Raw genomic sequence first — 18,107 nt, forward strand, 5'->3', positions numbered from 1 at the left:
AGCGCGCCATGGACGATCGCGGGGGCGACGGGCGCCTGTGCCTGGTGACGGGGGCCGGCGGCTACATCGGCGGCCGGCTGGTGCCCGCGCTGCTGGACGCCGGCTACCGCGTGCGGTGCATGGCCCGCTCGGCGCGAAGGCTGCGCGACCATCCGTGGGCGGAGCGGGTGGAGATCGCCGAAGCCGACGCGACCGACCCGGAGCCGACGCGCCGGGCCCTGGACGGCGTGGACGTGGCCTATTACCTGATCCACGCGATCGGCGGCGGGGCCGGGTTCGCCGCGGCCGACCGCCGCGCCGCCCGCACCTTCGCCGCGGCCGCCCGCGACGCCGGCGTGGGGCGGCTGGTCTACCTGGGCGGGATGGCCCCGGACGAGGACCTGTCACCGCATCTGCGGTCCCGCGCCGAGGTGGGCCGGATCATGCTCGGCGCCGGGGTGCCGGCGGTGTGGCTGCGCGCCGCGGTGATCATCGGGTCGGGGTCGGCGTCGTTCGAGGTGCTGCGGTACCTGACCGAGCGGCTGCCGGTGATGGTGACCCCGCGCTGGGTGCGCACCCGCATCCAGCCGATCGCGATCCGGGACGTCCTGCACTACCTGGTCGCGTCCGCGGACCTGCCCGCCGAAGTGAGCGGGGGTTTCGACATCGGCGGGCCGGACGTGCTCACCTACCGGGACATGATGCTGCGCTACGCCGCCGTCGCCGGGCTCAGGAAGCGGCTCATCGTCCCCGTGCCCGTCCTGAGCCCGTGGCTGTCGAGCCTGTGGGTCGGAGCGGTCACGCCGGTGCCGGGCCGCCTGGCGCGCCCGCTGGTGGAGTCGCTGCGCAACGAGGTGGTCTGCCGCGACCCCGACATCGGCCGGTACATCCGGCCGCCGGACGGAGGACGAGCCGGGTTCGAGCGGGCCGTGTCGCTCGCGCTGCGCCGCGTCCGCGAGGCCGACGTCGCCACCCGCTGGTCGTCGGCGAGCGTTCCGGGCGCTCCCAGCGACCCGCTTCCCACCGACCCGGACTGGGCGGGCGGGAGCCTCTACACCGACGAGCGGGCCTGCGACGTGGACGCCCCGCCGCAGCACCTGTGGGAGGTCGTCGAAGGCATCGGCGGCGAGCACGGCTGGTACTCCTTCCCGCTCGCCTGGCGCGCCCGCGGCGTCCTGGACCGGCTGGTGGGCGGGGTGGGCCTGCGCCGCGGCCGCCGCGACCCGCGCCGCCTCCGGATCGGGGAGTCCGTCGACTTCTGGCGCGTGGAGGAGGTCGAGCCGGGACGCCTGCTGCGGCTGCGCGCCGAGATGCGGCTGCCCGGACTCGCCTGGCTGGAGCTCGGCGTGGCGGAGCGGCACGGCCGCGCCCGCTACACCCAGCGGGCCCTGTTCCACCCGCGCGGCCTGCCCGGCCACTGCTACTGGTGGGCGTTCAAGCCGTTCCACGACCGGGTCTTCGGCGGCATGTGCCGGGGGATCGCCCATGCCGCCGAGGCCGGTGCGGCTAGGCCGTCCAGGACGGGTCGCGCCCGGTGAGGGCGATGAGCCGGTCGAGGGGGGACGCGCCGTCCGGGACGGGGACGGGGGCCTCGAACAGACCGGGCGCGCCCTTGCCGCCGCTCTCCTCGACGGCCTGCCCGACGAACACCAGGCACTCGCGCACCTCGTCGTCGCCGCAGGCGTAGGGCTGCCCGCTGGCCCTGGCGATGTCCCAGCCGTGGACGACCAGCTCGTTCAGCGCGACGCGTCCCATGACCTCGCTCGGCATCTGCACGCCGCCCGCCTCCGCCATTCCTTCCCAGGCGGACGGTTCGCGCCAGGCGGCGGCGAGCGCTTCGAGGCGTTCGGGGACGCGGGCGCGCCAGTCGGGCGCCAGGTTGGACCCGTCGGGGGACGGCGGCTGCGACCCGCCCTCGGGGACGTCCTTGGCGGCGGCCATGGTGAACGCCTGCGACAGCCCGTCGATGTGGTCGATGAGGGTGCCGAGGGTGCTGTCGGAACAGGGCGTCCGCGCGTCGAGCCGGTCGTCGCCGACCGCGGCGAGCAGGGCGGCGAGGCGCCGGGCGGCCGGTGCGAGGTCGGGGTTCGAGGTCATACGGGTCCTCCGGTTCGTCGGTTCGGTGCGGCTCGCCGCGCATACCGCTGGACGGGAGCGCGCTGGACGAGTCTTCCTCCTATGGATTCGACCGGGAAACCGCCCGATACTCATCGGTGCGCCGGATCCGTAAGGTAGGAGGACGGTGGAACACCCCGCCCGCGCCCCACCGGGCCGCGGGCCGGTCGAGAGACGTGCTGACCAGCGCACGTGACCACATAAGCTACTACCGAGTAGTATTCGGGCCCCGGATGAGACGCGGTCTGTCGCGAGCCCTACGCTGACTGCCATCGCCCGTACCCCAGGAGGACGGAACAGTGTTCTGGATCACGTTGGTCATTGGGCTCGCCGGAACGGCGGTCGCCCTGGCGCTCGCCGCCCGGCGGGTGCTCTTCCTGTACAACACGGCCATGGCCGGGCAGCCCGACCCCGACCGGGTGCTGCAGGTCAAGCGTGACAAGAAGGCCGACATCGAGGGCCAGGTCACCGAGGTCCTGGGGCAGCGCAAACTGCTGAAGTGGTCGCTGGCCGGCTCCGCGCACGCCGCCGTCATGTGGGCGTTCTTCCTGCTGATCACGGTCTACCTGGAGGCGGCGGTCGCGCTGCTCGCCGGGCTGGACCACAAGATCCCCGGGCTGCAGACCTGGCCGCCGATCGGTTTCATCCAGGACACCATCGCGCTGGCCTGCACCGCGGGCCTGATCACCTTCACCGCGATCCGGATCAAGAACTCGCCCAAGCGGCTGGACCGCAAGTCCCGGTTCAAGGGCTCGCACCTGTCCGGCGCGTGGATCACGCTGTTCATGATCTTCAACGTGATCTGGACGATGTTCTTCTTCCGGGGCGTCGAGTGGGCCAACGACAACCTCGACTACGGCAAGGGCGCCTACTTCTCCTGGACGGTCGGCCACCTGTTCGACGGCCTGTCCCACCACACGCTGGACATCCTGGAGTCCATCGGCCTGCTGCTGCACATCGGCGTCGCGCTGGTGTTCCTGGTGTTCGTGGTGCACTCCAAGCACCTGCACATCTTCCTGGCCCCGCTGAACGTCATGTTCAAGCGCCGCCCCGACGGGCTCGGCCCCGCGCAGCCGATGATGTCCGGCGGCAAGCCCCTCGACTTCGAGGAGGCCGACCCCGACGAGGACGTCTTCGGCCGCGGCAAGATCGAGGACTTCACCTGGAAGGGCTTCCTCGACATGGCGACCTGCACCGAGTGCGGTCGCTGCCAGTCCCAGTGCCCGGCCTGGAACACCGGCAAGCCGCTGTCGCCCAAGATGGTCATCCTGGAGCTGCGCGACCACGCCCTGGCCAAGGCCCCCTACATGCTCGCCTCCGAGGAGCAGCGGGAGAAGTTCACCGACGAGCAGAAGCTCGCCATGCAGGTGGACAAGGAGCTCGTCGGCGAGGACGGCGTCATCCACCCCGACGTGCTGTGGTCCTGCACCAACTGCGGCGCGTGCGTCGAGCAGTGCCCGGTCGACATCGAGCACATCGACCACATCCTGGACATGCGCCGCTTCCAGGTGATGATCGAGTCCTCGTTCCCGTCCGAGGCCGGCGTCATGCTGAAGAACCTCGAGAACAAGGGCAACCCCTGGGGCATGTCCGAGATGAAGCGCCTCGAGTGGATCGAGGAGCTGGACTTCGAGGTCGAGGTCGTCGACGACAAGGTCTCCGAGGACACCGAGTACCTGTTCTGGGTCGGCTGCGCCGGCGCCCTGGAGGACCGGGCCAAGAAGACCACCAAGGCCGTCGCCGAACTGCTGCACATCGCGGGCGTCAAGTTCGCCGTGCTCGGCCCGATGGAGGCCTGCACCGGTGACCCGGCCCGCCGCCTGGGCATGGAGTTCGTGTTCCAGATGCTCGGCCAGCAGAACGTCGAGACCCTCAACGACGCCGGCGTGAAGAAGATCGTGGCGACCTGCCCGCACTGCTTCAACACCCTGGCGAACGAGTACCCGCAGATCGGCGGGAACTACGAGGTCGTCCACCACACCCAGCTGCTGGCGCACCTGGTCGAGGAGGGCAAGCTGACCCCGGTCACCCCGATCGAGGAGAAGATCACCTACCACGACCCGTGCTTCCTGGGCCGCCACAACAAGGTCTACAAGCAGCCCCGCGACATCATGGCCACCGTCCCCGGCGTCAAGACGCAGGAGATGCACCGGCACAAGGACCGCGGGTTCTGCTGCGGCGCCGGCGGCGCCCGGATGTGGATGGAAGAGCGGATCGGCAAGCGCATCAACACCGAACGCGTGGACGAGGCGCTGACCACCGACCCCGACACCGTCTCCACCGCATGCCCGTTCTGCCTGGTCATGCTCGGTGACGCCATCAACGAGAAGAAGAACTCCGGCGAGGCCAAGGAGAGCCTGGAAGTCGTCGACGTCTCCCAGCTCCTCATCCGCTCCATCAAGGGCGAGGGCACCGCTCCGGAGAAGGAGCCCGTCGCCGCCGAGTGACACCGTCCGGTCCGGCGGCCCCGGTCCCCGTTCCGCGGGGGCCGGGGCCGTTCCGCATCGTCAAGCGATCTGTGGCCGATCATGGACGCGGCGGGAGGAGTGAGCGGCGAAGCGGCTGGTAAGACCGTGGGATGGCCGTGCTCGTGTCCGCCCTGGCATTCCTGATGACGCTCGCCGGCGGGCTCGCGGCGATGCGGGTGCGCGACAAGCGGCACCTCGTCCTCGGCCTCGCCGGCGGGCTGATGCTCGGCGTCGTCGCGTTCGACCTGATCCCCGAGTCGCTGGAGATGACGGGGGACCGGCCGCTCGGCGTCCCCGCCCCGATGATCGGCTTCGCCGTCGGGTTCCTGCTGCTGCACGTGGTGGAGCAGTCCGTGGCGATCCACCGCGCGCACGAGGGCGAGTACGCCCCGCACGTCCACGCGCACGGCCACGTCCACGCCGGGGACGGCGGTCCGGGCGGCGCCGGGCTGCTCGCCGCGTTCGCGCTCGTCGGGCACAGCCTGGTGGACGGCCTGAGCATCGGCCTCGGCTTCCAGTCCGGTGACCGGGTCGGCGCGTTCGTCGCGCTCGCCGTCGTCACGCACGACTTCGCGGACGGCTTCAACACCTTCACCGCGGCCTCGCTCGGCGGCCGGGACCGGCGTCCCGCGCTCGCACTGCTGTTCGCCGACGCCGTCGCGCCGATCGCGGGCGCCGCGCTCACCCTGCTGGGGACGGTCCCGGAGGGCGTCCTCGGGCCCTACCTCGGGCTGTTCGCGGGCGTCCTGCTGTACCTGTCCGCCGCCGAGATCCTGCCGGAGGCGCACAGCGGGCATCCGCGCGTGATGACGCTGGGCGCCACCGGTCTCGGCCTGCTCGTGGTGCTCTTCAGCGTCGGTCTCGCGGGCTGAGCGCCCTTGCCCGTCCAGAACGTCCTGAAATGGTCCAGAACGCGACGGAAAAGGCAGAGGGCCGTCCGGTACGCCCGGACGGCCCCCTGACGCCTTCAGGAACGCTGGAACGTTCCCTCCGGGACGGGACGACGCATCAGCCCGTCATGGACTGCTCGAAGCCCGGGTTCGCCTTCAGCCACGCGTCCACCGCCTGGTCCGGCTTGCCCTTGTACTGGTTCTGGATGAGGTCCTCCAGCGCGCCCAGCTGCTTGTCGTCCATCTTGAACTTCTTCAGCCAGGTCGCCACCTGCGGCTGGTCCTTGCTGAAGTCCTTGCGCCCGATGGTGTAGACGCCGTCCGGCTTGCCCATCGCGCCCTTCGGGTCCTGAAGGTCCCGGATCGGGAACTTCGTGTACGCCCAGTGCGGGCGCCACAGCGTGACGACGATGTCCTTGTGGGCGCTGATCGCCTTCTGCAGCTCGGCCAGCATCGCCGCCGTGGACGACGTGGTGACCGTGTACTCCTTGTCCAGGCCGTAGGCGGGCAGCATCTTCTCCTGCGACACCCGGTACAGCCCGGAGCTCTTCTCGATGCCGATGATCTTGCCGCCGTACTGCGAGCCCTTGCCCTTGAGGTCGGCGAGCGAGTGCAGCGGCGAGTAGTTCGGCACGGCGATCGTCAGCGGCGCCGCCGGGTACCAGGCGCTGACCTTCTCCAGCTTGTCGCCGTACTGCTTCCAGTAGTCCTCGTGGGTGTTCGGCAGCCACGAGTCGAGGTACAGGTCCACGTCGCCCTGCGACATCCCCGCGTACAGGGGGCCGGTGTCGAGCTCCTTGACCGACACCTTGTAGCCCTTGTCGGTCAGCATCTTCTTCCACAGGGCGGTGGCGGCCTCGCCCTCCGCCCAGCCCGACACGACGCCGAGCGTCAGCTCCTTGCCGTCCTTCTTGTCGTCCGAGCTGTTGCAGGCGCTCGCCGTCGCGCCGAGCGCGAGCGCCATCGCCGCCGCGGCCAGGACCTTGAATTTGGGACGCAATGCCCTTCCTTTCGTCGCCTTGCAGGGGGGTGGGAGGAAAAGATCGTGCGCGCCGGGGTCAGCCGGCGGGGTGGGGGCCGGGGGCCGGGGGCCGCCGGGGTCAGCCGACGGGGTCGGCCACGCCGCGCGAGAAGAGCGTGCGCAGTACGCCCGAACGGTCGTTGCCCAGCGACCCGGTCAGCCGGTCCAGGTAGATGGCCAGGACGACCACGCCGAGACCGGCCTCGAAGCCGCCCGAGATGTCCACCCGCTGGATGCCCTCGACCACCTCGCCGCCGAGACCGCCCGCACCGACCATGCCCGCGATCACGACCATCGACAGCGCCAGCATGATCAGCTGGTTGACGCCCGCCATGATCGACGGCATGGCGAGGGGGATCTGGATCCGGGTCAGCACCCGCATCGGCGGCGTGCCGAACGCCTCGCCCGCCTCCACCATCTCCGGGTCGACGCCGCGGATGCCGAGCTCGGTCAGCCGCACGCCCGGCGGCAGCGAGAAGATCACCGTCGCCACCACGCCCGGCACCGCGCCGATGTGGAAGAAGAAGATCGCCGGGATCAGGTAGACGAACGCCGGCATCGTCTGCATGAAGTCGAGGACGGGCCGGGTGATCCGGCTCACCACCGCGTTGCGGCCCGCCGCGATGCCGATCGGAATCGAGATCACCACCCCGATCACCGCCGCCACCAGCACCTGCCCCAGCGTGTCCATCGCCGGGTCCCACAGCTCCATGCTGTCGATCAGCGCGAACCCCACCAGCGTGAACACCCCGAGCCGCCAGCCGGCGACCAGCAGGGCGATCAGCGCCAGGACCACCGTGAGCCCCAGCGGGGGCAGCAGGTTCAGCAGGTCGGTCAGGTTGTCGACCGCCCACTCGATGCCGGAGCCGATCCCGTCGAACAGCCAGCCCAGGTTGTCGGTGCACCAGGTGACCAGGCTGTCGAACCAGTCGCCGACGTGCACCCGGGGGAGCTCGCTCGCGAGCACGTCAGTCGTCAACGGAACCCTCCTTCGTCAGCGCGAGCGCCGGCGCCGCGTCGTCCGCGTCGTCCTCGGCGGACGACGCCGCGACCTCGTCCACGTGCGTGCTGATCGCGCCGAGCGCCGCCAGCAGCGTGACCCGCGGGATCACGCCGAGCAGCGTCCCGTCCGCGTCGGTCACGGGCACCGGCAGGTCGCTCTCCGCGGAGCGCAGGAACAGGTCCGCGACGGAGGTGTCCGGCGACACCGGCTGCAGGTCCTCCGGGTCGATCAGCCCGTCCAGCTTCTGGACGTTGTCCTTCACCGCGTCCGCCACCGCCGTGGCCTTCACCTTGCCGACCAGCTTGCGGTCCCGGCCGATCACGAACGCGGCGTCGGTCTGGTGCTCGCGCAACGTGCGCAGCGCCGTCCGCGGCCCCGTCGTCGACAGCACGGTGACCAGCGGCTTCTCCATCACCGACACCGCCGTCAGCACCTTGGTGCGGTCCACGTCCGCGACGAACTGCGCGACGTAGTCGTTCGCCGGGTCCGTCAGGATCTCCTCGGCCGTCCCGATCTGCACGATCCGGCCCTCCCGCATCACCGCGATGCGGTCGCCGATGCGCATGGCCTCGTTCAGGTCGTGCGTGATGAACACGATCGTCTTGCCGAACCGTCCCTGCAGGTCGAGCAGCAGGTCCTGGACCTCCCGCCGGATCAGCGGGTCCAGCGCGCTGAACGCCTCGTCCATCAGGATGATGTCGGTGCCCGCCGCCAGCGCGCGGGCCAGCCCGACCCGCTGCTGCATGCCGCCGGACAGCTGGCCGGGCAGCTTGGCCTCCCACCCGGACAGCCCCACCAGACCCAGGAACTCCCGGGCCTTCCTCTCTCGTTCCTCCTTCGCGACACCGCGCACCTCGAGCCCGTACGCGGCGTTCGCCAGGACGGACCGGTGGGGGAAGAGCGCGAAGTGCTGGAAGACCATGCTGACCTTGTCCTGCCGGAGCGCCCGCAGCGCCTTCGGCGACAGCTTCGCGATATCCTGGCCGTCGATCTCGACGGTCCCGGCGGTGGCCTCCAGCAGCCCGTTCAGCATCCGGATCAACGTGGACTTACCGGACCCCGAGAGGCCCATCACCACGAAGATCTCGCCCTGCTCGACCTCGAACGTGGCGTCGACGACGGCGGGGGTGACGCCCAGCGAGCGGACGTCCTTCAGATCGGCGCCCGCCTTCAGTTTTCGTTGCGCCTCGGCCGCCTTCCGGCCGAACAGCTTCGTGACGCTTTCCGCGCGGAGTATGGACACGATCTCCTTCCGTGTTCCCACACCCGGGGGCGGCGCGGAAACGGGTAGCCCTCATCCGTCCGGCACCCGTCGACCACCTCAGTGCAAAGAGGCTGTCAACCAGGTGCCAAGGCTGTGCGTCGCTCGAAACTACCCGCCCCGAGAAGATGTTTCATCTTTTGGTGATCTATGCCACGTGACCGGGCTCACACCTTCGTGCGGTGGAAGTTCAGATACGACCGCGACGGAGTGGGCCCCCGCTGGTCCTGGTACCGCGACCCGTACCGCGCCGACCCGTACGGGTACTGCGCCGGCGAACTCGTCCTGAACAGGCACATCTGCCCGATCTTCATCCCCGGCCACAGCTTGATCGGCAGCGTCGCCACGTTCGACAGCTCCAGCGTCACGTGCCCGTTGAACCCGGGGTCGATCCATCCCGCCGTCGAGTGCGTCAGCAGCCCCAGCCTGCCCAGGCTGGACTTCCCCTCCAGCCTGGCCGCCAGGTCGTCGGGCAGCCCGAACACCTCGTACGTCGAGGCCAGCACGAACTCCCCGGGATGCAGCACGAACGCCTCGTCGGCGTCCACCTCCACCTGCCGCGTCAGGTCCGGCTGCTCCACAGCCGGGTCGATGTGCGGATACCGGTGGTTCTCGAACACCCGGAAGTACCGGTCCAGGCGCACGTCCACACTGGACGGCTGGACCATCCCCGGCTCGTACGGGTCGATCTTCACCCGCCCGGACTCGAGCTCGGACCTGATGTCGCGATCGGAGAGCAGCACCCGGAAAAGCTATCCCACCCCGGCCCCCACAACCCGCACGACGTCCCACCCGACTATCCGGTACGATGTCCAAGCGCGGGCGGCCCCGACCACCCGCCACGCGGGTGTAGTTCAATGGTAGAACTTCAGCTTCCCAAGCTGACAGCGCGGGTTCGATTCCCGTCACCCGCTCCACTGATGAAGGCCCAGGTCAAGGATGTGAATTCCGACCTGGGCTTCCTGCTTGGGCGGGTCCCGAGCAATCCGTCGTGCCATGAACGTGCGATTGGGCACCGCCACCGGGTGGGGCCGCGAACGATCTCTGCCGGCGACCATGACGACGCCGGTGTTGCGGCTCTTCGGACTGGCATCGTTCTGGAGCGCGTGGACTGCGTCGGATTAGATGGGTTCGGCTCCGTGTCCGGTGGCGATGGCGTCGATGTGGTGGGCCAGTTCGAAGTCTTTGGCGGTCAAGCGGTGTCCGGCGTCGTGGGTGGTGATGTCGAAGCGGATGCGTTGCCAGGTGATGTGGATATCGGGGTGGTGGCTGATTTCGCGGGCTTTGGCCGCCACGTACATCGCCAGGTGGACGGTCTCGTGGTAGCTGTGCCGGTAGGTCCGGGTGATGGCGTTGCCGGTGCGTTCCCAGCCGGGGAGGCCGGCCAGGTGGGCGGCGATCTCGTCGTCGGTGAGCGGTTCGGGGGCCATGGGCGTCTCCTCGTCAGGTGATGGCGCCGATGATCTCGACCAGTTCGCGGCCCTGGGCACTGTGGTGCCAGCGTGCGGCGTGCGCGGGCAGGGCGATCAGCTCGGCGCGCAGCCGGGCCGAGCCCGTTTTGCCACAGGCGGTGGCGGCGGCTTGGGCGATCGCGACGACTCGTTCGGGTCGGGTGAGCCGGCTGCGGCGAGGGAATTGGCCTGGCGGGCGCGGAACACGCCGGAGTCTCGCCGGTAGTCGGTGGGCTGGTCCCCGAGGACGCGGTCCCATACTGCCTCGGCATTGTCGTGGGCGCCGGCGCGGCCGTAGGCGGTGGCGCGTTGGGCGTCGGTGTAGTGCGGTGTGCGGCGACAGGCGTTGGCCCAGGGGTAGTCGTCGTCGATGCGGGGGATCAGGGCTTCCGCGCGGTCGAAGGATCGGTCGGCGCTCGTGCGGTCGCCGGTCATCGCGTGTCCGTGGCCGAGGTGGACGAGGGCAAGGACACGGACTTTCGCGCACAGGCGGGACTCGTCGGTGAGGGCCGCACTGGCGTAGTCGATGACGGCTCCCTCCAGACGTCGGCCCGGCTGATGGGACGCGCCTGGCTCGTCGTCCAGCGAACAGACGTTCCTCGACTCGTGGCAACTGTCGGTTGTCCCGGCTTGCGCTACGCGGTCGCCAGCGGCCGCAGCGCTGTACGTATCATCGCGGCGCGCTGGCCGGGGCAGTGCCACAGTGCTTCGTCGACGGGCTCGTCGTCGTCGAAGCGCATCGGTTTGTACAGGTACGTTACGCCCGCAAGCCAGGCGTCGGGGTCGGCGTCGTGGCGCTCGCCGTGCGCGCACGGCGGGTCGGCGGCGACCCGGGTGAGAGCCTCCCGCAGGTGGGTCGGGATGGCTCGGGGTGCGGTCGCGTTCTGGCTGGCCAGAGCGAAGCAGGCCGCCGCCGTCAACGGCAGCAGCTCGCCCGGAGGAACGTCACTGAGGAGTCTGTGTGCTGCCCAGAGGCCCGCGACCTGCGATGGCGTGTCCTCGGGATCGGAGCCGACGTTGACGGTGAGTTCGATGACGTCCAAGGTCCCATCGACCACGTATGCAGGCGTCAGCAAGCCGAAATCCGGCATTCCGAACTCGGCCGGGCGCCGTGCCAGCAACACCTTCATGGTCTCCTGGGCCATCAGCCGGAGCCAGGCCGGGCAGGAGAACAGTGCGATCTCGTCGCGGTCCGCGAGTCCTGCGGCGGCGGCCACCGCGGGGTCCTCGATCGCCGGGATCCAGCGCGCGATGCGCTCAAGGTCGCCGAGACCGGCCCAGCCCGGATGGTCCTCCTCACAGGTGTCCAGTGTCACGTCGGCCAGCGCCGCCGCGGCGATCAACGAGTCGTAGATCCGCTGGTCGCGGAGCCGGTGGACGGCCCAGAACCTGGTCGAGTAGAGCGCGAGGACCTGCCCCGCCCGCATGCGGGGATCGGGGTCCTCGACGAGGATCTCGGCGATCCACCCCAGCAGTTCCACCGGATCGCCGGTCGGATGGTCGTTGATGATCTCGAGCAGGTTCAGGACGAACCCGGTCGTCGGAGGAAACCGATTCATCGACATGGGATGTCGGCCGCAGTGCGGAGGTTCCCCATCGTCATGATCCGATCGGGCACGTGGTTCGACGAGGAGCACGGCCAGGCCGAGGCAGGCGCCCCGCGGGCATCCTGTGCGGTCGTGTGCCAGGGACGGCGCAGGGGGCAGATGTCGCAGGACAGTGGCCAGACGGCGTGCAATTCGGCAGGGTGATCGGGGGACAACAGCGGTCACTTGCGGCATGGGCGGAGGCCGGGTCAGCCGCTGTGACGGCCCTGGTCGGTTTGATTCCCAAACTGACAGCGCGGGTTCGATTCCCGTCACCCGCTCCACGACAAAGGCCAAGGCCAGGGACATGATCCCCGAACCTGGGCCTTGATCGTTTTGGCCGTCGCCATTAGGCCACCGGAACCAGCGCCCCGGCCGCGCCGCCGTCCTGGTCGCGCTCCGCCCGGACGAGCGCATCGAGGCCATCGGCGATGACGCGATCAACCTGGCCGACCTGTGTTGGTAGCGCAGCGCGGCCCGCTCGTTGTCGTGGCCCATGCGCGCCATCGGGTTCTTGGTCGAGAGGCCCAACCAGCGGGCTAGTCAGCTGAAGCCCCGGCTCGGCGCGGCCGAACCGGCTGTCCAGTACCACGAGATTCCGACGTTCGAGGGTTCGGTGCGCACGGGGGCGCGCCGCCGCACGCGCTCCGCGAGTACTCGCTAGGCCGCGGCAGTTCTCCGGGTGGTCCTGGTTTTTAGGACGCTAGTAGTGCAGCATAGGACTATGTGAGCTATCGGAGTGCGCGGTCAGAGGGGGCCGGCGGTCTTGTGGTCGTGGATGATCCGCATGGCGGACTCGTGGTCGTGTGCGGCGATGGCGTCGACCAGCGCGGCGTGCAGCTCGTGGCGTTCCCGCAGGTAGGGGGTGAGGGGACGGTCGCCGTCGGGCTGGACGGAGCGGGTGTGGGCGTCGATGAGGTCCAGGAGGCTGGCGTACAGCGAGCGCAGCAGGACGTGCGGGCTGACCGCGGCGATGCGGGCGTGCAGCCGCCAGTTCGCGTGGACGAAGGCGGTGGCGTCCTCGGCGGCGGCGGCGCGTCCCATGTCGTCCAGGACCTCGCGCATCTCGCCGATGTCGGCGCGCGAGGCGTGCCACAGCGCGTCCTCGACCAGGAGCGGATCGAGGGCGTCGCGGATCCGGATGGCCTCGGCGACGGAGGTCTGCTCGGCGTCGAGGGCCAGCATGGAGTTGCCGAGCCGGACCATGGGGGACTGCTCGGCGGCGAAGAGGCCGCCGCCGGGGCCGGGGCGGACCGCGACCAGGCCGCGGGACTGGAGCAGCCGGAGCGCCTCGTTGAAGGTGCTGACCGAGACCCCGCACAGCGCCCGCAGGTCGCCCTTGGTGCCGAGCCGCGCGCCCGGTTCGGCCGCGCGGGCCAGTTCGGCGATGCGGTCGGCGGCCTGCTCGGCGCGGCCGGTGCCGGCCGACCCGTCGGCGTGTACGGGACGCACCCGGTCCTCCTCTGCTGAATTCGTCATGCACATTAGCAGGCCCATCTCTTGACGTCCGACGAGACCTGCGTGCATTATCGCCCTAATCATCATGCTGAATTAGGAGTGCGGATGCGGATCGGGAACCTCGGCGGGCGGCTGGTCATCGTGCGCGACGGCCGGGCGGTGGACGTCGAGCAGGCGAGCGGCGGCCGGTTCGGGGCCGATCCGCAGGCCGTGTACGCCGACTGGGAGGGCTTCCGGGACTGGGCGGTGTCGGCCGCGCTGCCGGACGGCGCGCCCTTCGAGCCGTCCGAGCTGGAGGCGCCGGTGCCGGCCCCGCGCCAGGTCTTCGCGATCGGGCTGAACTACCGCGCCCACGCCGCCGAGTCGGGCTTCGACGCGCCGGAGGGGCTGCCGCCGGTCTTCACCAAGTTCGTCACCAGCATCACCGGCCCGGTCACCGAGGTGACGCTGCCGCCGGGCGGCCACACCGACTGGGAGGTCGAGCTGGTCGCCGTGATCGGACGGCGCGCGCGCGACGTCGCCGAGGCCGACGCCTGGGACCACGTGGCCGGGCTGACGGTCGGCCAGGACGTCTCCGAGCGGGTGTCGCAGCTCGCCGGCCCGGCCCCGCAGTTCAGCCTGGGCAAGTCGTTCCCCGGCTTCGCGCCGACCGGACCGTGGGTCGTCACGCCCGAGGAGTTCGATGACCCCGACGACCTGGAGCTGACCTCGGCGATCAACGGCGAGCAGCTGCAGAAGGGCCGCACCCGCGACCTGATCTTCCCGGTGCCGCTGCTGGTCGCGCGGCTGTCGGCGGTGCTGCCGCTGCTGCCCGGCGACCTGGTCTTCACCGGCACTCCCGCGGGCGTCGGCCTCGGCCGCGATCCGCAGCGCTGGCTCGCCCCGGGCGACGAGCTGGTCAGCCGCATCGAGGGCATCGGCGAACTGCGCCAGCGGTTCGTCGCCGCCTGACCGCCTCCAGGCTCCCACCCCTCCAGCCGAGGAGACACCATGCCCCTGCACCGCCTGATCTCGGTCACCATCGGCGTCCCCAACGTCGCCGAGACCGCCGCCTACTACGCCGACTTCGGCCTGCGGCCCGGCACGGGGGGCTGGTTCGGCACCCGCGACGGCGGACGCCAGCTGCGGATCGTGCCGAGCCCGACCCGCCGCCTCGTCGAGATGCGCGTCGCCGCCGACTCGCCCGACGACCTGGCCGCCGCGGCCGCCCGCCTGGACCGGCTCGGCGTGCTCCGCGACCGGTCCGCGGGCGGCCTCACCGCGGTCGAACCCGTCACGGGCGTGCGGGCCGTGGTGGAGGTGGCGCCCCGGCTGCGGCAGGAGGCCGTCCCGCCCACCCCCTACAACGGACCCGGACGGTTCGAACGCGTCGGCACCCGCGCGCCGGGCGTCCTGCGCCAGGACCCGGTCCGGCCCCGCAAACTCGGCCACGCGGTGCTCGCGACCACCGACTTCGCCGCGACCACCGCCTTCTTCCGCGACGGCATCGGCTTCCGCACCAGCGACACCATCAAGGACGCCGGCGTCTTCCTGCGCTGCTCCACCGACCACCACAACCTGCTGGTCCTGGCGGCCCCCGTCTGCTTCCTGCACCACACGTCCTGGCAGGTCGACGACATCGACGAGGTGGGACGCGGCGCCTCGGCCATGCTGGAGGGCCATCCCGAACGCCACGTGTGGGGCCTCGGCCGGCACCACGCCGGATCCAACTTCTTCTGGTACCTCAAGGACCCGGCCGGCAACTTCTCCGAGTACTACTCCGACCTCGACTGCATCGTCGACGACCAGCTCTGGACGCCCGAGACCCTCGAAGGCGCCAGGGGGCTGTTCAACTGGGGCCCGCCGCCGCCCCCGTCGTTCCTGCGCCCCGACGACCTCGCCGACCTCATGACCGGCACGCACGGCGCGGGACGGTGACCGCGTGACGAGCGAGATTCCGCACCGGGTCCCCGTGCTGATCGCCGGTGGCGGACCGGTGGGCCTGGCGGCCGCGCTGGAGCTCGCCCACCACGGCGTCCGGTCGCTGGTGGTCGAGCCCCGCGAGGAGGTGTCGTGGCTGCGGCCGCGCGCCAAGACGACGTCCGCGCGCACGATGGAGCTGTTCCGCCGCTGGGGCCTGGCCGACGCCGTGCGGGACCGGGCGGCGCTGCCGGTGTCGTGGTCCGACCAGGCGGTGTTCACCACGGGGCTGCTCGGCCGCGAGATCACCCGGTTCCACGGCTGTTTCGGCCTCGACCTGGCCGGGAGCGACCTGGCCGCCGAACCCGGTCAGCAGATCGCGCAGCCCGCGGTCGAGCAGGTGCTGCGGGAGGCGGTCGCCCGCTCGCCGCACGCCCGGCTGCTCACCGGCCGCACCGTCGGCGCCGTCCACGAGGACGGCGGCGGCGTCACCGCGACCGTCGCCGCCCCCGACGGCACCGCGGAGCAGGTCCGCGCCGCGTACCTGGTGGGCGCGGACGGCGCGTGGAGCACCGTCCGGGAGGCCATCGGCGTCACCTACGAGGGCACCGCGGACGAACGCCCGAACTTCAACATCGTCTTCCGCGCTCCCGGCCTCGCCGAACGGGTGCCGCACGGGCCCGCGGTGCACTACTGGGTGCTGCATCCGCGCCGCCCCGGGCTCGTCGGCCGGCTCGACCTGCGCGGCACCTGGTGGTGCATCGCGCAGGGCGTCACCGAACAGCAGGGAGGCGCCGACCCGCTGGGGATCGTCCGCGGGCTGGTCGGGGCCGACATCGACGCCGAGATCGTCGCGACGGACCCGTGGAAGGCGAAGATGCTGCTGGCCCGCGGGTACGGGACCCGCAGGATCTTCCTCGCCGGCGACGCCGCGCACCTCAACCCGCCGTGGGGCGGGCACGGGTTCAACACCGGCATCGGGGACGCGATCAATCTCGGCTGGAAGCTGGCCGCCGTCCTGTCCGGGTGGGCGCCGGAGACCCTGCTGCGCAGCTACGAGGCCGAACGCCGTCCCGTCGCCGAGCGGACGATCGCCGAGGCGGCGCGCAACATGGCGACGCTCGCGCCCGAACTCGCCGACCCGCGGCTCGCCGGCACCGACGCCGAGTTCGCCGCCGCCCGCGCGCCGGTCGCCGAGGCCGTCCAGCGGACGAAGGACGGCGAGTTCCACAGCCTCGACCTGGTGCTCGGCTACACCTACCGGGGGTCGCCGATCGTGTCCGGCGACGCGGGCGGCCGGCTCCCGCACCGCTGGACCGCCCCGCGCGAATCCCTCTACGACCGCCTCGGACGCGGCTTCACCCTGATCGCGCCGCCGTCCGCCGGCGGCACCCCGGCCTTCGCCGAGGCCGCCGCCGGCCTCGGCGTCCCGCTCGAGATCCGCATCGACCCGCAGGCCGCGAGCCCCGGCCTCGTCCGGCCCGACCAGCACGTCGCCTGGACCGGCGACGTCCCCGCCTCCCCGCCGGAGATCCTCCGGCGGGCGGTCGGCCACCTCGACTGACCCGCCCGAAGACGCATTGACGCGCCCGGCCCGCCGCCGAGCGCTCCACCGATGCCGCGTTCGGTAGCTCCTGCGCTGTCCGATCCCGCATGTACCCGCCCCCGCGTAAGGAGATCCGATGTCCGCGACCCCAGAACCCGCCGCCGGCCGCAGGCAGGCCGGCGTTCTCGCCCTCGCCTGCCTCATCCTGTTCGTGGACGGCTACGACGTGTTCGCCATCGGCACCGTCGGGCCGAGCCTGATGCAGTACCGGCCGTGGGGCGCCACCCACGACACCCTCGGGATGCTCGGCAGCGTCACCGCGCTCGGCATGCCGTTCGGGTCGGTGCTGGCGGGCTGGGCGGCCGACCGCCGCGGACGGCGCCTTCCGCTGACCGCCGCCGTCGTCTGGATCTCGGCGTCGATGGTGGCGGCGACGTTCGCGCCGTCGCTCGACCTGTTCGCCGCCACCCGGTTCTGCACCGGTGTCGGCATCGGCGCGCTGGCCCCGCTCGTCAGCGCGTACGTCACCGACGGGGCGCCGCCGCGGCGGCGGACGCTGCACCTGACGGTCGCCCTCGGCGCCCTGGGGGTCGGCGGCACCGCGTCCGCCGTGCTCGGCCGGCTGCTGCTGCCGGACCTGCACTTCCAGTGGCTGTTCCTGGTCGGCGCCCTGCCGGTCCTGCTCGTCCCGGCGATCCGGCGGATGGTCCCGGACGCCCCGGTCGGGCCGGCCGGGAACGGGCGGGACCGGGCGCGGCTGCCCGAGTTGTTCACCTCCGGCAACGGGCGCACCACCGTCCTGTTCTGGGGCGCCTCCTTCATGAGCATGGCGCTGGTGTACAGCACCACGGCCTGGCTGCCCGCGGTGATGGTGAAGTCCGGTTACGACCTCGGTTCGTCGCTGGAGTTCACCATCGCCTTCACCATCGGCGCGACCGCGGGCGGGCTCGGCGGGTCCGTGGTCGCCGACCGCGGCCACCTCAAGACCGTCACCCTCGCCGGGTTCGTGCTCGCGGCGGTGGCGCTGTTCGTGCTCAGCACCCCGCAGCCGCACGTCCTGCTGCTGGCCGTCTCGGCGCTGGCCGGGCTCGGGACGCTCGGCGGCCAGAACATGGTGATCGCCTGCATGACGGCCTTCTATCCGGCCCGGCTGCGCGGCACCGGCCTCGGGTTCGGTCTCGGCGTCGGACGGCTCGGCGCGATCGCGGGCCCGTCCTACGTCGCGGTCGCCACCGACCTGTTCACGTCCTCGAAGGCGGGGTTCTTCGCCTTCATGGTCCCGGCCGTCCTCGGCGCCGCGGTCGTCGCGGGGCTGCCGCGCATCTCGGCCCCGTCCCCGCGGGTGCCGGCCGCCGGGCAGGATGCCGCGCCGGTGGTTCCCTGACCGGCCGGGACCCGAGAGGAAGGCCGGCCCGGTGCGCACCGCACCG

Annotated in this window: 15 protein-coding genes, 1 tRNA gene and 1 pseudogene; 8 read left to right on the forward strand and 9 right to left on the reverse strand. The window is 71.4% G+C overall.

Translation table 11 applies throughout. The features are described 5' to 3' along the window. Positions 1-8 precede the first annotated feature (8 nt). Positions 9-1,517: an SDR family oxidoreductase gene (locus ACA514_RS36285; RefSeq protein ID WP_375045806.1), complete on the forward strand. Its 1,509-nt coding sequence runs from the start codon at positions 9-11 to the stop codon at positions 1,515-1,517. Here the strand turns inward: ACA514_RS36285 and ACA514_RS36290 are convergent. Further along, complete coding sequence (locus tag ACA514_RS36290; protein ID WP_375045807.1) at positions 1,486-2,076, reverse strand: TIGR03086 family metal-binding protein; 591 nt, start codon at positions 2,074-2,076, stop codon at positions 1,486-1,488. The two genes, ACA514_RS36285 and ACA514_RS36290, sit on opposite strands and share 32 nt — an antisense overlap. Positions 2,077-2,393: 317 nt before the next feature. Between ACA514_RS36290 and ACA514_RS36295 the strand changes: the two genes are divergently transcribed. Both ACA514_RS36295 and ACA514_RS36300 read left to right on the forward strand, forming a co-directional pair. After that, positions 2,394-4,541, forward strand: a complete 2,148-nt coding sequence (locus tag ACA514_RS36295) for a (Fe-S)-binding protein (RefSeq protein WP_375045808.1) — start codon at positions 2,394-2,396, stop codon at positions 4,539-4,541. Positions 4,542-4,672: 131 nt separating this feature from the next. Then, the gene (locus tag ACA514_RS36300) at positions 4,673-5,434 is read left to right on the forward strand and encodes a ZIP family metal transporter (RefSeq protein ID WP_375045809.1); all 762 of its coding nucleotides are present in this window, start codon (positions 4,673-4,675) and stop codon (positions 5,432-5,434) included. Positions 5,435-5,570: 136 nt separating this feature from the next. Here ACA514_RS36300 and ACA514_RS36305 read toward each other — a convergent pair whose 3' ends face one another. From ACA514_RS36305 to dcd, 4 genes and pseudogenes are all read right to left on the reverse strand, one after another. Next, a complete protein-coding gene (locus ACA514_RS36305) occupies positions 5,571-6,452 on the reverse strand; it encodes a glycine betaine ABC transporter substrate-binding protein (protein ID WP_375045810.1) in 882 nt (293 codons plus the stop codon). A 100-nt stretch (positions 6,453-6,552) separates the two neighbouring features. Continuing rightward, a pseudogene (locus tag ACA514_RS36310) lies at positions 6,553-7,263 on the reverse strand (ABC transporter permease); the annotation flags it as partial. A 178-nt stretch (positions 7,264-7,441) separates the two neighbouring features. Further along, entirely contained in the window at positions 7,442-8,719 is a 1,278-nt protein-coding gene (locus ACA514_RS36315; protein ID WP_375045811.1) for a glycine betaine/L-proline ABC transporter ATP-binding protein, read from the reverse strand. 185 nt (positions 8,720-8,904) lie between these two features. Continuing rightward, positions 8,905-9,480 (reverse strand): dCTP deaminase, encoded by a 576-nt coding sequence (gene dcd, locus ACA514_RS36320; protein ID WP_375045812.1) that lies wholly within the window; start codon positions 9,478-9,480, stop codon positions 8,905-8,907. Between the two features lie 100 nt (positions 9,481-9,580). Here dcd and ACA514_RS36325 point away from each other — a divergent pair. Then, a tRNA-Gly gene (locus tag ACA514_RS36325) sits at positions 9,581-9,654 on the forward strand. A 204-nt stretch (positions 9,655-9,858) separates the two neighbouring features. Here the strand turns inward: ACA514_RS36325 and ACA514_RS36330 are convergent. The 4 genes from ACA514_RS36330 to ACA514_RS36345 all read right to left on the reverse strand — a co-directional run bounded on the left by ACA514_RS36330 (position 9,859) and on the right by ACA514_RS36345 (position 13,253). Then, positions 9,859-10,167 carry a 4a-hydroxytetrahydrobiopterin dehydratase gene (locus ACA514_RS36330; protein ID WP_375045813.1) on the reverse strand — a complete coding sequence of 103 codons (309 nt, stop codon included), beginning with the start codon at positions 10,165-10,167 and terminating at the stop codon, positions 9,859-9,861. Positions 10,168-10,263: 96 nt separating this feature from the next. Continuing rightward, positions 10,264-10,623: a hypothetical protein gene (locus ACA514_RS36335; protein ID WP_375045814.1), complete on the reverse strand. Its 360-nt coding sequence runs from the start codon at positions 10,621-10,623 to the stop codon at positions 10,264-10,266. Between the two features lie 200 nt (positions 10,624-10,823). Then, the gene (locus tag ACA514_RS36340) at positions 10,824-11,825 is read right to left on the reverse strand and encodes a hypothetical protein (protein ID WP_375045815.1); all 1,002 of its coding nucleotides are present in this window, start codon (positions 11,823-11,825) and stop codon (positions 10,824-10,826) included. Between the two features lie 696 nt (positions 11,826-12,521). After that, positions 12,522-13,253, reverse strand: coding sequence for a FadR/GntR family transcriptional regulator (locus ACA514_RS36345; protein WP_375045816.1), 732 nt, complete (start codon positions 13,251-13,253; stop codon positions 12,522-12,524). Between the two features lie 84 nt (positions 13,254-13,337). Between ACA514_RS36345 and ACA514_RS36350 the strand changes: the two genes are divergently transcribed. The 4 genes from ACA514_RS36350 to ACA514_RS36365 all read left to right on the forward strand — a co-directional run bounded on the left by ACA514_RS36350 (position 13,338) and on the right by ACA514_RS36365 (position 18,061). Then, positions 13,338-14,183 (forward strand): fumarylacetoacetate hydrolase family protein, encoded by an 846-nt coding sequence (locus tag ACA514_RS36350; protein ID WP_375045817.1) that lies wholly within the window; start codon positions 13,338-13,340, stop codon positions 14,181-14,183. Between the two features lie 39 nt (positions 14,184-14,222). Further along, positions 14,223-15,149 (forward strand): VOC family protein, encoded by a 927-nt coding sequence (locus ACA514_RS36355; protein WP_375045818.1) that lies wholly within the window; start codon positions 14,223-14,225, stop codon positions 15,147-15,149. A 4-nt stretch (positions 15,150-15,153) separates the two neighbouring features. Continuing rightward, positions 15,154-16,695 (forward strand): FAD-dependent monooxygenase, encoded by a 1,542-nt coding sequence (locus ACA514_RS36360; protein ID WP_375045819.1) that lies wholly within the window; start codon positions 15,154-15,156, stop codon positions 16,693-16,695. A 118-nt stretch (positions 16,696-16,813) separates the two neighbouring features. Beyond that, on the forward strand, positions 16,814-18,061 hold the full coding sequence (locus ACA514_RS36365; RefSeq protein WP_375045820.1) for an MFS transporter: 1,248 nt from the start codon (positions 16,814-16,816) through the stop codon (positions 18,059-18,061). The last annotated feature ends 46 nt before the right edge of the window (positions 18,062-18,107 follow it).

This window comes from Actinomadura sp. NTSP31, from assembly GCF_041951385.1.
In the GTDB taxonomy this organism is placed as follows: domain Bacteria; phylum Actinomycetota; class Actinomycetes; order Streptosporangiales; family Streptosporangiaceae; genus Spirillospora; species Spirillospora napierensis.

Bases quoted from the DNA above. Each gene is read 5' to 3' on its own strand.
- ACA514_RS36285 (WP_375045806.1), top strand. From the start codon at position 9: ATGGACGATCGCGGGGGCGACGGGCGCCTGTGCCTGGTGACGGGGGCC.
- ACA514_RS36290 (WP_375045807.1), bottom strand. From the start codon at position 2,076: ATGACCTCGAACCCCGACCTCGCACCGGCCGCCCGGCGCCTCGCCGCC.
- ACA514_RS36300 (WP_375045809.1), top strand. From the start codon at position 4,673: ATGGCCGTGCTCGTGTCCGCCCTGGCATTCCTGATGACGCTCGCCGGC.
- ACA514_RS36330 (WP_375045813.1), bottom strand. From the start codon at position 10,167: ATGGCCCCCGAACCGCTCACCGACGACGAGATCGCCGCCCACCTGGCC.
- ACA514_RS36335 (WP_375045814.1), bottom strand. From the start codon at position 10,623: ATGACCGGCGACCGCACGAGCGCCGACCGATCCTTCGACCGCGCGGAA.
- ACA514_RS36345 (WP_375045816.1), bottom strand. From the start codon at position 13,253: ATGACGAATTCAGCAGAGGAGGACCGGGTGCGTCCCGTACACGCCGAC.
- ACA514_RS36350 (WP_375045817.1), top strand. From the start codon at position 13,338: ATGCGGATCGGGAACCTCGGCGGGCGGCTGGTCATCGTGCGCGACGGC.
- ACA514_RS36355 (WP_375045818.1), top strand. From the start codon at position 14,223: ATGCCCCTGCACCGCCTGATCTCGGTCACCATCGGCGTCCCCAACGTC.
- ACA514_RS36365 (WP_375045820.1), top strand. From the start codon at position 16,814: ATGTCCGCGACCCCAGAACCCGCCGCCGGCCGCAGGCAGGCCGGCGTT.